Here is a 13971-nt window from a genome sequence, read left to right on the forward strand (position 1 = left end):
AAAATTATTAAATAATAAATATCACATCCACCTCTTTCTTTTAAAGAAAATAAACAGACTTGAAGCCACTGTTATAATAATACCCCAAACAATAAAATATCCCCACTGTGTTTCCAGCTCTGGCATGTGTTTAAAATTCATGCCGTAAACACCCACAATGAAAGTGAGCGGTATAAAAACTGCTGAAAACATTGTTAATATTTTCATTATCTCGTTCATCTTGTTGCTAACACTGGACAAATATAAATCCAACATACCGGTTGAAATATCTCGCATCGCCTCTACTGTTTCTATAATCTGAATGACGTGATCGTAGACGTCCTTAAAATACATCTCAACTGATGGAGTTATTAATTGATAATTCTCTCTTAACAAATTATTAATAACATCCCGTGATGGCCAGATTGATTTTCGCAAAACTGCCAATTCCCGCTTAGTGCTATAAATCTCATTTAAAGTTGACTGTTTAGCTTCTTTTATTAACAAATCTTCAATTCGTTCAATATTATCCTCGTATTTTTCCAAGACGACAAAATAATGATCAATAACGGAATCAATAATCGCATAAATTAAAAAATCAGTCTTAAGATTACGAATTGCTTCACCCTTTTTCCTGATTCGCGCATACAAAGTTTCAAAAATATCATCATCACCTTCTTGAAAAGTAATAATATTTTTTTTATTTGCCACAATGCTAACTTGTTCAATATTTACATTGCCACTAGCTTCATCAATATAGGCAACCTTTAGGACAATAAATAAATATTTTTTATGATCTTCAATTTTTGGTCGCTGTGTTGAATTAGCAATATCCTCCAGTGTCAAAGGGTGAATTTCAAACATCTGTCCGATTTCTTTCAAAATCTCAACATCATGAATACCACTGACATTAATCCAATTAGTATTACTTTTTTTGGAGTATTTTGCAATATCACGAACCCTGCCAAGAGCGTGTTCCGAAAAACCGACCTTGTCGTAATTCATAATTTTCATGCGTATAGCCTCAGATCTTTCCTCACCTATATAACTAATAGTATCAGGCGAAGAGCCTGCAGCCTTAGTCGCCCGGCTCACTCGTTTTCTAAAAGTCTTAGACTTAATTGAGTTGTTAGAATTTTTTTTTGAATTCATATTATGGCGTTAATGAGTTATTTACTTCATAAATCATTATGCAAAATATAATTATTAAAATAAAAATAAAGAAACTTCTTAACAATAAAATTATAACACAAAAATACAAAAACTTGAAATATTATAAAATCAATGCTATTTTACAGTCAAGGGACATCAACCCTCGACTATACAAAAAAATGTAAATTTTTAAATAATAAAATTAAGATTATAAAACTTTTAAGCAAATGCCGCATAAAATCAAAAAAACAATATTATTATTTGGGGATATATTTGTCTTATATTTTTCGCTGTATTCAACCTTGTTAATAAGATACCAAGAGAATATTTCAAATGAATGGGATGGTCATGTTTGGTTTTTTAGCACCATCTTTATTTTATGGATTATTATTTTTTATATTTCCAATCTGTACAATTTAAACATCACGATTAACACCCAAAATTTTACTCTGCGCGCCCTACGCGCCGTTGGTATTTCCGCTCTCATGTCCATCCTGTATTTCTACCTCAATGCCAATGTTTCAATTTCTCCAAAAACTAATTTAGCCATTTTTACTATTATCTTTTCGATTATCTTTATTCTATGGCGTCGTCTATATAATTTATTACTCAGTTCTTATTTACCTAAAAATAATATCGGTTTTTTGGGATACAACGAGCAAGTTAAGGAATTAATAAAAATTATCAAAGAAAGACCGCAGTTAGGCTTTGCCGTTTCTTTTGTAATCAAGAAAGAAGAAATTGACAACATAGATATCAAAAAAATCATTCAAGAAAGCCACATCTCCACTGTTATTCTAGCCTCCAATATAGACAGCTCACCAAACTTAAGACACCAACTATTCTCCTCATTGACCTTAAAAATTAATATCATTAATCTGCCAAAATTTTACGAACACATAACTGGCAAAATTCCGATTGAGGCCATTAGCCAAATGTGGTTTTTAGAAAATTTAAGCGAAGGTAGTAAGAAATGGTTTGATACGGTAAAAAGAATTTATGATATCATGTTCTCCTCCACAATTATCGCCGTCTCTTTTCCCTTTTGGTTTATTATTGCTTTAATAATTAAAAAAGGAAGCCTTGGCCCCGTTTTTTTCGTCCAAGAAAGAACCGGTAAAAATAACAAAAACTTTTCGGTTATCAAGTTTCGCACTATGACAGTTAATAACAACAACTACTCCCCAACTATTGGTAATGACAAACGTATTACCAGATTTGGAAATTTCTTGCGCAAAACCAGACTTGATGAATTACCGCAACTTATCAACATTCTCTTAGGTGACATGAGTTTGGTAGGGCCACGCCCAGAAAGACCCGAATATATCGCAGAACTAAAAAAAGAAATTCCCTTTTACGAAGAAAGAATGTTGGTCAAACCGGGACTAACCGGCTCTGACCAAATATCTGGAGAATATCATTCACCTTCCAAGGAAGACACTTTAAAAAAATTACAATACGACCTCTATTATATAAAAAACAGGTCAATCTATCTTGACCTGTCTATTATTCTCAAAACAATCGCAACTGTTTTTAGCAAGGGTGGAATGTAAACCCAAGCCCCACATTTTAAATACCCAGCATTTTTACGTGCTGGGTATTTTTATATACAAGATTATTTTTGTTATTATTTCAAATTGTCCAAAAATTCTTTTGCGTACTGTTCGATCCCTGGGTCAAGTTTAACCGCCGCACCAACGGCCTCGATAGCCTTGTCTTTTTCGCCCCTCTGCGCATAAAGCTTGGCTAGATTTATCCAATTCGCCGACGTTGGCTCAAGTGTGACAATTCTTTTAGCTAATTTTTCAACACTTTCCCAGTCATTTTTATCAACATATCGCTTAACTAAACTTCTTACATATCCAACTGGTGACAATAAATCGGCGCCACCGGCAGATTGCACACATTCATCCAAGTATCTATAACCCTCTGTTTCCTTTTTTAAATAAATTAAAGTTTTACCAAGATAACAAGATGAGTCATAATAAGAGGGATGTAAATCATAGGCATAGCGCAAAGTTTCGAGAGCCTTATCTGTTTCTCCTTGTGTCATATAAACCTGCGCCTTCTGATAATAAACCGGCACTCGTCCTGGTGTTGCCTCAATTGATTTATTAATTGCTTCCAAGGCTCGACTAGAATAAAACATAAAACTCTCTGATCCAATCTGATAAATACTGGCGGCAGTATTTAAAACCTGCGCCAAGGCCATTTGATTCAAACTATCATGGGTATTGTAAGCAACATTCTTCTCAGCCAAACTAATTATATAATCCATATACTCTTTCTTTTTTTCAACAGTCAAGCCAGTTAAACTATTAGGGTCTGAAAACATTCGAATCAAACTTGTTCGACTATCACGATCAAGAACAGTGTCATAGCTCAAGGCCTTCTTGTATGCCGCAATTAATAACTCGGGGTTTTTAGCCACCTTCTGGCCATCAATAGTACCAACCAACATCTTCCAGGGTTTAACATTATATTGATAAGCAATTGTCAACATAATAATCCCAGAAATCAACAAGGCATAAATCTCCTTATTGTCAAAAGTTGTGTCTCCACCATCAATATCACTTACACCATTTTCCACATCTTCACCTTTTTTATTTAACCAATAAACATAGCCCAAAGAAATCATTAACATTTGATAAGTTGGAAAAGAATCAAATACGGCTAGATTTTGAATAAAGTAACCAACAAAAAGAGAGGTTAAAATAATAAACTCATGCAAATCAATATAATCTTTTCGATACCCTCTTATTAAATAATAAGCAAGGGCTACAAAAATAGATAAATACGTCAAAAGACCTAAGAAGCCAGTAGTGGACACAATATCGATTATATTATTATGGGCTCGATCAAAATAAGTATCACCTCTTGTAATATCATAAAAGGCCGGATCAAAATATTTATCAAAAATATAAGCATAATTACCATGACCAACGCCCAAGAACGGATGGTTTCTTAAATCCTTGATTCCGCCCCTCCATGAAATAAGGCGAGTTTGAAAAGTCGCCTTTTGAGTACTAATTGCACTGATATTACTAAATGGTGGCGTGTTTTTAACAAAATCACTATTCCTGTTCAAAAAGACAAAAGCTGTTAAAGCAATAAGAAAAACCAGAATTGAAAAAGTAGCAATACGTATTTTTTTATTTTTATACATGACGCCATAAAGAAATGCCATCAACATAAAACTAACACCCAAACCAACAAGCGCGCCAGTGGTTTGCAATTTCACAAATTCAAAATAAAAAATCAAATTCGGCAACAAATACAACCAGCGTAAACTGTTGTCTTTTTTTTCTTTTATAAATAAAAGAATAGTGAAATAAATATTAAAAATTAAATAGCCACTAACATAAGCAGTGTTACCGATATAGCTATAAGCCTGCGCGCCCTCCCCAAGTCCGTTAAGACTGACCAAGACAGCAATCACCAAAGATGTTACATATAACCACTTCCAATCAGTCCACGACTTAAAGGCTGTAATAATAACTAAATAAAGAATGAAAAAATGTAAAATATGAAAAGCACCCAACATTCTCTCAACATCGCCGAACATGCTTAAATTATAATCAACTCCGGTAAAAGATGAGATTATCATTATAGAGAAAAAGGCCATCATGCCGAAAGTGATATATGACTTCTTGGGGCGATACTGCGGATATTTCACAACAAAGGCTACCAAAATAATAAATAAAACTTCCATTAAAATATTAAAAGGAATTTGCTTGGAAGTAATATAAGGGAATAAAAGATTCTTAAAAACGAAAAAAACGAAAAACAACGACACGTAAACGCCAATCTGTAAAATCTTTAAATACATCTTTTGACTCATACTTTTAACTACTACTCTAAAACAAACAACAAATTTTTATTTTAAAATAAAATGAATAATAATAGACAAAAAGCGATTTAACTCTCGCTCTTTTATAAGTTTATAGTTAAATTATAGCAAAAAAAAAGCTAATGTCAAACAATATTTTTTTTATTTTAATTATGTTATACTTTAAATATGAAGATATTATACATTATAACAAAGGGAGAAATTGGCGGAGCACAGCAAGTGGTGCTTAATTTAGCGCGTCAACAAAAAAAAGAAGGACACGACGTAGTTGTCGGCTGGGGCGACGGTGAGTCCCTAAGAAATGAGCTCCAAAAATCAAATATTGCGTATAAAAATTTCGCTTATTTAAAAAGGAGTTATAATCCCCTCTTTGTATTATTTTTTGTTTGGGAAATAAAAAAATATCTAAGCAATAATAATTTTGACCTAGTTCATTTCCACAGCTCCAATACACTGCCTGGAGCCATAGGCGTTAAAATTAGCAACAAAAAATCACCAAAAACTATTTTTACTTTTCACGGTCTTTCCGTTCTCGATCCAAACTATGAAACCAATACCTTAAAAAGGATTATTTTTTGGGTTTATTTTAAATTATTTCTACTTTTTATCGATGAGAATATATTTGTTTGTAATTACAATCTAGAGACGGCCAAAAAAATCAAATTAGTAAAAAATGGAACAGTAATCTACAACTGGATTGATGAAAACGAATTAAAATTACTTCCGCGCGAAGAAGCGCGAAGAAGTATGGCCACGGAATACAAAATTACAAATCTTGATAACAAATTTATTATCGGCTCAATTGGCAGACTGGCCTATCCAAAAAATTACGAATTTTTAATTAACATTTTTCCCAAAATATTAAAATTAAAGCCAAACGCGGTTTGCATAATTTTTGGCGAGGGGCCAGAAAGAGAAAAATATGAAAAGTTAATAAATAAATTTGAGTTATCTGATATTTTTTTTCTACCTGGAGAATTTAAAAACGCTATGGATTATCTAAAAGCTTTTGATTTGTTTGTCTTGCCATCTAAATACGAAGGAATGCCGATGGTTTTACTTGGAGCACTTATTGCTGAAACAAAAATTCTTGCCAGCAATGTTGGTGGCAATAAAGAAATATTATCCGACAATCAACTTTATAACCTTGATGATGAAGAAACTTTTTTAAAATTAATATAAGTCAATCTTAGGACATAAATTCAACCAAACCCTCTGCCACCTTTTTCCAAGTAAAAACATTGTCGCCATAAAATTTAGCGCGTTTGCCCATCTCCTCAATTCTAGAAGGATTGGCACATAAATAAACCATCTTCTCTAAAAGACTGTCCCCATCTCCTGGTTTAGCCAATAAACCATTATCACCCTCTATTACCTGTTCTGCTAAACCAGTAAGGCTGGAAACAATTATTGGTAAACCAAATCCGAGGGACATACTTACGACGCCAGACTGGCTAGCTTTTGTGTATGGTAACACCATAACATCTGCCTTGTTCAAAAAATTCATAATTTGCTCGTCTGTCAACCATTGGTTATAAATCTCAACCCCCAAGGTATTCATGGCCTTAATTTGTTCCGTGTTGATATTCCCTTGTCCGGCAACAATAAGCTTCGCATCGCTAAATTGTTTCTTTACCCCCGTAAAGGCTTCAAGTAAAACTTCAAGTCCCTTGTATTTCTCGATTCTTCCTAGAAATAAAAAAGTAACGCCAGCGGGCGGATATTTAATCGGTGTTCGACGATTGTAAAATTGATAAGACCCTAGTGGTAAATGTTTAACTCTATCTTCTGGAAAAAATTCCTGAAGATTTTTTTTCATAAACTCACTGTGAACTATAATCTTGTCTGCATGTTTAAGAATAAATTTTTGTAAGAACACCATAATGTAATTATCTCTCTCTTTCGGTAAAAAAGGATTTTCATGTACCACATAAATAAAATTAAACCCAATTATTCTTTTTGCTAATACGACAAAAAACAACCAGGGATGAAAATGAGTCGCTACTATATTTTTAGCCTTCAAATAGTTTATCTGCCTAATAACAAAAAACCAACGTGAAGCCAAAAAAGTCCACTTCACAAAATCGCCAACGGTTGATTTATAAGTATCACACCAGACAATTGACCGATAAATAGACTCTTCCTTGTTCCATTTGTCAGCCAACTCATTCTCTCGACTTAAAAAAACACTATGTTTAATTTCCAAGTCAACCAGGGCTGACGACAACTCAAAAGAATCGATTACACCAGCTCCTTTTTTTTGGAGAGAAAGCTGAATTAACATTTTGCTAAATATTCCGTTGGTTCAATCAACGTCAAGGAATAGCCAAGGCCTTCAAGAAACGCCTTGCATTGTACCTCTAACTCATCACTGTGCGTTGACAAGAACACAACCGGACGTTTTGACGCTAAGGTTTTTTTGGCACCATTAAAAGCCAACATTTCCGCACCCTCAACATCCAATTTAATAACATCGGGATAAAGATTTTTACTTTCACAAAAATCATCGATACTAATAGCGCTAACATTATAAGTCCCCTCCTTGCTACTGATAGTATCAAGTACGCCTAGTTCATTCTCTTGAAGAAAAACCTCTCCACTAACATCACTTATGGCGCTATCTACAACTTCCACCTTGTCGGCGTTATTCAGTGACATATGTTTTTTTAAAAATTCGACATTTCGACGTGACGGCTCAAATGCAAAAACCTTGCCCTCCTTCATATATTTATTCGCCAAAAGAGAATAATATCCAACATTAGATCCGATATCAAAAACAACTTTGGCATCCACAACGCTTGAAATAAAAAGTTTTACCTTTTTCTTTTCAAAGCTGCCGAAATAAAAGGAAGGAGCTGACGAAAAATAATCCCATTTATGACCCCGCAATTCCCCAGTTAAAATAGATGAAATCTTACCCCTCTTTTTAAGAGAATTAAATAAACCAATAATAATCTTTTTCATTAATGAAACTAAATAATTTTTCATAATATTTTTTTTAAATTAATTTATATAAATTCTCATATCCCAAATGAAATAGACCGTCAATTATAGAAAGGTTAGGCACAAACTCTTTACCAAATTGCGTATAGACTGGATGATTAAATTTTTGCCAAATAATTTTTAAACCCTCTTTTTCACAGCGTGCCTCATCTAAATAACTGCGAGCACCGCCACCACTAATATAAGTGTCGCAACCAACTGAGCGACAAATTTCAATTATTCCATCAGTACTTTTTTTGGCTCTATCAATAGAAAGCTCACTACTTGATATGATTTTTTTTGCAGGATCAAACTTTTTAAAAATCATTTTCAATAACGCGGTATTTATATCCGTCAATTTTGCCAAATTTTCATCCAAATAAATTTTTTCCAAATCAGCGTAGATTTCCTTGAAAAAAGGTGCCTTGCGATATGTTTGCTGGATTAAGCCAAGGTGTTTTTTTACAAAATCACGATTGGCGATTTTTGCCTCGAGAATTAAATCACCCAGGTGAATCGAAACGGGAATGGTTATCCAGGCACCCTGATCACCGACTTTAATTTGATTTCGGTTGTGATAATCATTCTTGCTGTATTGAGCCGTATCGTATAACACAAAAACATCGGCCTGTTTGAATTTATTAAAAAAGCCCAAGTATGGTAAAAAATTTGGTTGATGGATTGTGCAAATCATATTAAACAATAAGTTGATGAATTTCAAAACCCTCGTAGTGTTTTCCGCCTTGGTAAATCTGAAATCCCAAAAATTCAGCCAAGCCCTTGATAGCACGGTCGGCCATATAAACATTCTCGCCCTGTGACACATGCAGTTGCACGGCTTGCATTTTAATATCTATGTGATTACTAATATCAACAAAAAATTTTGGATTAAAATCACGCGTTGACGATGGCGTTTGGTAAAAAAGAACGGCCGGAACAAAGCGCGCTGCCGATATTGCCGCCCTAGACGCATTACGATGATCCTGGTGCGTGTCATTGGTGGAATTCACGATAACTAATGTAGGTTTAAAATCATTAATCGCCTTTTCGATAATACTGATAGTTGTAACGCCATCTGATATTTTGGTATCTGGCAATTCGCCAAAATATGTTTTGGCTGACAATAACTTAGCTGACGCAATTGCCTCTTTTTTTCTCTTATTCTCCTTACTTTTTGCACCACCAAAACTTAAAACCACAAAACCGATTTTACTACCATTCGCATGATACTTTGCAAGCGTCCCAAAGCATCCAAGCTCAATATCGTCCGGATGCGGACCAATTGCTAAAATTCTATCCATTATTTTATTATCATCTGTAATTTTCATATTTTTTTAAAATTTAATAAATTATTATAATGAATCTTGGCAACTGACTCGCTGTCATGATTATTTAAGATATACTGATAATTTTTTTCCACTATATCATTTTTAAATTTATCATCAGTTAGCAATTTTATCGCTAAACCTGGCATCTCCGCCACACTAGTTTTGAGCGTTTCATAATTATCAAAACTGACAAGCGGTCTCCTTAATGCCATAACTTGCATTGGCAAAAGGCTCAGGGCGCCAATGCTAAAATCACCAAAAACTAAATCCGCACCTCGCAATTTAGCAGCGAGTTCCTCCTTGCTCATATAGCCATGCCAAAAATAAGTCTTAGAATCATTCAGCTTCCGTTTGTATAAATCTGTTAACTCTCCTGATGCGATCAAGTGAAGCGTAGCCTTGGAGAAATGTTTTTTTATTGTATTTTCAAAAATATCAATTGCTACTTCTGGTTTTTTGTCACCATGCAAACGTGCAGCCAAGAAGCATGCCGGCTCACCTTCCAATTTAATTACTCCACCCTCTGGCACAAACAAAGAAGTATCAATCGGATTTGGTAACCAAGTTGGCTTTCTACCACACCACTTTGTAATCGGTTCCACTAAGTCCGGAGTCGAACAATAAAAAATATCGGCTAATTGAATATTTTTCTTAATCTTATTTTCAATTAATTTATCCAAAAATAAACCAAGGCGTTGCTTGGTCGGACTATGTAAATCTTTCAGATAAAGTTCGCCACAAACCCCGATGTCAAAACCATGGATTTCAAATATGGAAATTTGCCCAGGAATTTTTTTAAATAACAAGAAGGCTTCAGCCCTATTTAGATGTATAATACCATAATTTTTCATTTTTCCAAAAAAATAATAAAACCAAATAGTCGCCATATTCAAGGGAACGTATAAAAAAGCGGGTAGACGGACATTGGTTACACGAGGCGTAAAATCAAAGTCAAATTCCTTATCAAGGTAGCGCTCAAAGAGCTGCTTTTGAAAAAAGAAAGAATTAATCATGTATTTAATTTTTTTAGTATTTGTCATTTTTTTTGATATATATAATAAGGAAAGGGATCGCGAAATGGAAAAATATTTTTTACGTTTGGAATAATTGCTATTTTTTCAAAACCAATTTGACGCAATTCCCCATCTATCATCTTTGGTGATGCAAAATATGTTAATAATTTTCCAAAACTTTGATCAACCAATCTATAAGAATTTGATTTTAATAAGCCAATTATGTTTTTCCACGAAATGAGTAAATACCGGCGGTTAACACAAAGACTGTTGTGGGAAGAAAAAATAAAATATCCGCCTGGCTTTAATTTTTTATATATCTGATCAAGCGCTCGTCTTCTTTCAGATAACGGATATAAATAGTCTAGTCCATTATAGGAAAAAAAGGCACAGTCTAGTGACCTATCCTGAATATTTTCATCAGTATCCAAATCTAATACATTCAAAACTTTAAAATAATCAACATATTTTCCCTTGTCAAAATTTTTAGCGCGATTTATTAAACCGTCAACAACGTCAATGCCCAAAATATTTTTATAACCATCTTTCGCTAAAAAAATAGTTGTTCTTCCGGCACCACACCCTATATCAAGAATTTTTGCATCAGGAGATAAATGAATTTGTGTAAAACATTCTTGTTCAGCTGGCATTAAATAATGCTTACCGTCATAAACCATCAATGATCTTTTTACACTATAAGCCTCATTACTGGAAAAGACCTCATAAATATCAGACAAAATAAATTTCCAATATAGTAATAAAGTAATCACCTGTTTTAATATTGTTTTTATTGCCAGTCCAACGCCAAATTTATTTTGAGAAAAATTTAATAGACGATATTTTTTTACATATTTATCATCAGAGAAAATAAACTGAAATCCTAGGGGCATATATAAAATCTTAGCGGCACTAATCATGGTGCCTGCCTCTTCGGTTAACCTACGACAATTGGCCGTTTCGGCTGGTAAAAAAATTGTCGGTTCTTTCCCAAAATGAACATACCGAGGATTATTAACTTCAAACTCATTTTTCAGCTCCTTATTAAGTCGATCCATTAATGACCAAGAAACATCTATCGACCGTCGCAAAAGAAGCTCAACCTCTGCAAGTGTAATATCTGGATAACAATTACGCGCATCGACAATGTCTTTGTTCAAAAGAATTACTTCTTCAAAGTTTGCATACCCAAAAAACTCCACATATCGAAAATCATTTAAATTCTTCAGGATAGTTGCAATATTTTTTTCACGGGCGCGTTTTAACCGATAATAATTGCGCAAAAAACTCACAAAAAACATGCTAGCCATTTTGACTAAGTTAGCCTTCTTTAGGCTTGCCGGTTCGGTGGTTTTTACCATTAACTGTTCGCCAAATATTAATTCCATTTGCGAATATGAATAATATTGAGACTGATGGCCAAACTCCTCCCTGGTCACAATTCGACGAACATCAACTAGTGGACTTAAATAAGAAAACCGCGCATTCAAGTTGATATTGGTTTTTTCCGAAGCAACTATCAGTATATCAATGTCAGACAATTCATTCCCGTCATTAACACCAACCGAATAAACCGCAACCAATTTTAATTCATTGGCCAGGTTTATTATTTTTTCGATTGTTGAATCAAATTTATTCATCTTTTTTGAAAAATAATTTCATAAATTTATTAGCATCCTTGTCAATCCTTGCACGATACGCAGGAATAATTTCTAATAATTTTTGCAAAGTTTCATTTCCTAACATAAACATAAAAGTGGGATTATATAATATATAGCCCGCAAATGGTCCATGCATTGGTAGTTCAGCTGTATAATTATTCACGGCAATAATTTGAGAAAAGGCATTCTCGGGGGAAATCTTTTCAATCACAGCCTCAGCCCCGCGACTTATAATATATAATTTTTTTATTAAGTAACTATCCAAACAATTATCGCCCGCGCCTTCCGTATAAAAATAAACTCTGTCACCGGAAATAACAACGTAGTTTTCCGTAAGTATTTTTGCCCCTGGATTATCTTTCATTAACTGCTTAATCAGAGTGCTTTTGCCAGCCCCTGGTAATCCTAAAAACACATATGCCTCGTTATTAACAGAAATTGCAGCCCCGGACAACACTTCTTTATTTTGGCCTTGTTTTATTTTCATGAAAATTAAGTTTTGAATAATTAACCTGACTACAAATCTATAATAATGTTTTTGCGTATCAAGACCGCGGAAAAATAGCAAATTCGCAAAATGTTTAAATAAATTCTTTTTAAAACGCACTTCACTAGACCAAAGACTGTCTTCAAACTTAATCGTTGCATCAACTTCTTGATACTGAAAAACATAAGAACCTTTTTGCATCCCCGCCTTCTCGCCCAAAAATTCATCAAGTGATTCTGATTTTCTGTCCACCTTAAATCTAAAGCCTTTTTCAAAATTAAAAACTAAATCAATTACCGGCTCACTTACCAAAGTAACTAGCTCGAAACCCTTGAAATACCTTTTTGTAAAATCTAAAAATGCATCATTATTTGAATTAATGCACACATTAATGCCCCAAAAATTTAAAATTAATTTTTCCATATACTTGATATTAATTAATATACAAACTTGCCACACCTTCTTCATCCAAAAGGTTATCTCCGTACTTCTTGGCTTCAGATATTTTTTCATTCAATAATTCACTTCCCTGGCTATTTACTTCGATTAGAGCTTGCAACTCTTGCACATCTTTATATAAAAACACCTGCTTTTCAAATTCTTTAAATACTGGTAAATCAGTCAAAAACACCGGCGTATTTGATACAAAGGCTTCCAGCAAAACCAGCGGGGCTGACATGGTATTATTTTCATCCAGTGCCGGCATAATAACAGCATCAACCTCTTGATAAAATTTTACCATATTATCGATATTTCTTCTAAACTCAATATTTTCAATACCTATTTTTTTCACAGAGCTTATTAAATTTTGAACAGCTCCCTCTTCACGCTCGGAAAATTTCCGCAACGCGATAATTATTTTTAAGTCGGAAAGACGTTGGGCTAATTCAATTACAATATTAACTCCAGCTGAAGTATCTGGATTACTAAGGTAGGCAATAGTTTTAATAACCGGCAAATCTTTTGCCGTGGATAAATTTTCTAAAAATATTTTTTTATTAGGTAAAACAGTGGCAACTGTTATTTTACTTGCCTCAACTCCCATTTTAATTAATTGATTCTTCAGATACAAGGTTCTGGTAAAAATATGATCTAATCTTCCATGAAATAGACGAATCCAAAAACCACCGATTCCACTCGTCTCCCTGGTGGAAAAAATCATAACCCTTACGCGAATATTCTTATTAAAAAACACCAACCAACAAAGCGAGAATAAAAAAGACCAATCTAGCGAAAATACCAAAACCAAATCAATTTCATTTTTTTTAAAGAATTTAAGGACACGAAAACCATCACCAATCCAAGTTAAATATTTTATCAATCTTATTTTTCCCGAATTTAAATAATAAAAAATATTAAGGCCAGCGATTGGCTCAAGCGGCTCGCCATATGAACACTGACTAACGACTAACACCTCGGGAACAATTTTGGACAATTCCGTGCTTACAGCCCAAGCGCTTTTCTGAATACCCTCAATAAATGGCTTATGCATCTCTGGGGCAAATATTGCAATTTTTGACAT

Annotated in this window: 12 protein-coding genes; 2 read left to right on the forward strand and 10 right to left on the reverse strand. The window is 33.8% G+C overall.

Translation table 11 applies throughout. The features are described from left to right. Positions 1-21: 21 nt before the first annotated feature. Positions 22-1131: a magnesium/cobalt transporter CorA gene (gene corA / locus KKD45_01835; protein ID MBU4309244.1), complete on the reverse strand. Its 1110-nt coding sequence runs from the start codon at positions 1129-1131 to the stop codon at positions 22-24. 227 nt (positions 1132-1358) lie between these two features. Here corA and KKD45_01840 point away from each other — a divergent pair, with 227 nt between their 5' ends. Then, positions 1359-2684, forward strand: coding sequence for a sugar transferase (locus KKD45_01840; protein ID MBU4309245.1), 1326 nt, complete (start codon positions 1359-1361; stop codon positions 2682-2684). Positions 2685-2758: 74 nt separating this feature from the next. On the opposite strand, the gene KKD45_01845 is transcribed toward KKD45_01840, so the two are convergent. Continuing rightward, positions 2759-4972: an O-antigen ligase family protein gene (locus KKD45_01845; GenBank protein MBU4309246.1), complete on the reverse strand. Its 2214-nt coding sequence runs from the start codon at positions 4970-4972 to the stop codon at positions 2759-2761. 177 nt (positions 4973-5149) lie between these two features. Between KKD45_01845 and KKD45_01850 the strand changes: the two genes are divergently transcribed. Beyond that, positions 5150-6163, forward strand: a complete 1014-nt coding sequence (locus tag KKD45_01850; GenBank protein MBU4309247.1) for a glycosyltransferase — start codon at positions 5150-5152, stop codon at positions 6161-6163. 7 nt (positions 6164-6170) lie between these two features. Here the strand turns inward: KKD45_01850 and KKD45_01855 are convergent, their stop codons facing one another. From KKD45_01855 to KKD45_01890, 8 genes are read right to left on the reverse strand one after another with little or no spacing between them, the layout of a single operon-like run. Beyond that, positions 6171-7265, reverse strand: a complete 1095-nt coding sequence (locus tag KKD45_01855; protein MBU4309248.1) for a glycosyltransferase family 4 protein — start codon at positions 7263-7265, stop codon at positions 6171-6173. Continuing rightward, positions 7259-7969: an FkbM family methyltransferase gene (locus tag KKD45_01860; GenBank protein ID MBU4309249.1), complete on the reverse strand. Its 711-nt coding sequence runs from the start codon at positions 7967-7969 to the stop codon at positions 7259-7261. The genes KKD45_01855 and KKD45_01860 overlap by 7 nt, the downstream gene beginning before the upstream one ends. A 10-nt stretch (positions 7970-7979) precedes the next feature. Then, positions 7980-8657, reverse strand: coding sequence for a WbqC family protein (locus tag KKD45_01865; protein MBU4309250.1), 678 nt, complete (start codon positions 8655-8657; stop codon positions 7980-7982). A 1-nt stretch (position 8658) separates the two neighbouring features. Continuing rightward, on the reverse strand, positions 8659-9291 hold the full coding sequence (locus KKD45_01870) for a PIG-L family deacetylase (protein MBU4309251.1): 633 nt from the start codon (positions 9289-9291) through the stop codon (positions 8659-8661). After that, entirely contained in the window at positions 9288-10331 is a 1044-nt protein-coding gene (locus KKD45_01875) for a glycosyltransferase (protein ID MBU4309252.1), read from the reverse strand. Before KKD45_01875 ends, KKD45_01870 begins: the two co-directional genes overlap by 4 nt. Next, a complete protein-coding gene (locus tag KKD45_01880) occupies positions 10328-11941 on the reverse strand; it encodes a class I SAM-dependent methyltransferase (GenBank protein ID MBU4309253.1) in 1614 nt (537 codons plus the stop codon). Before KKD45_01880 ends, KKD45_01875 begins: the two co-directional genes overlap by 4 nt. After that, positions 11934-12962, reverse strand: coding sequence for a hypothetical protein (locus KKD45_01885; GenBank protein ID MBU4309254.1), 1029 nt, complete (start codon positions 12960-12962; stop codon positions 11934-11936). Before KKD45_01885 ends, KKD45_01880 begins: the two co-directional genes overlap by 8 nt. Continuing rightward, the gene (locus tag KKD45_01890) at positions 12883-13971 is read right to left on the reverse strand and encodes a glycosyltransferase (GenBank protein ID MBU4309255.1); all 1089 of its coding nucleotides are present in this window, start codon (positions 13969-13971) and stop codon (positions 12883-12885) included. The genes KKD45_01885 and KKD45_01890 overlap by 80 nt, the downstream gene beginning before the upstream one ends.

The sequence above is a fragment of the Patescibacteria group bacterium genome (genome assembly GCA_018897195.1).
Lineage (GTDB): Bacteria > Patescibacteriota > Patescibacteriia > Patescibacteriales > UBA12075 > JAHILH01.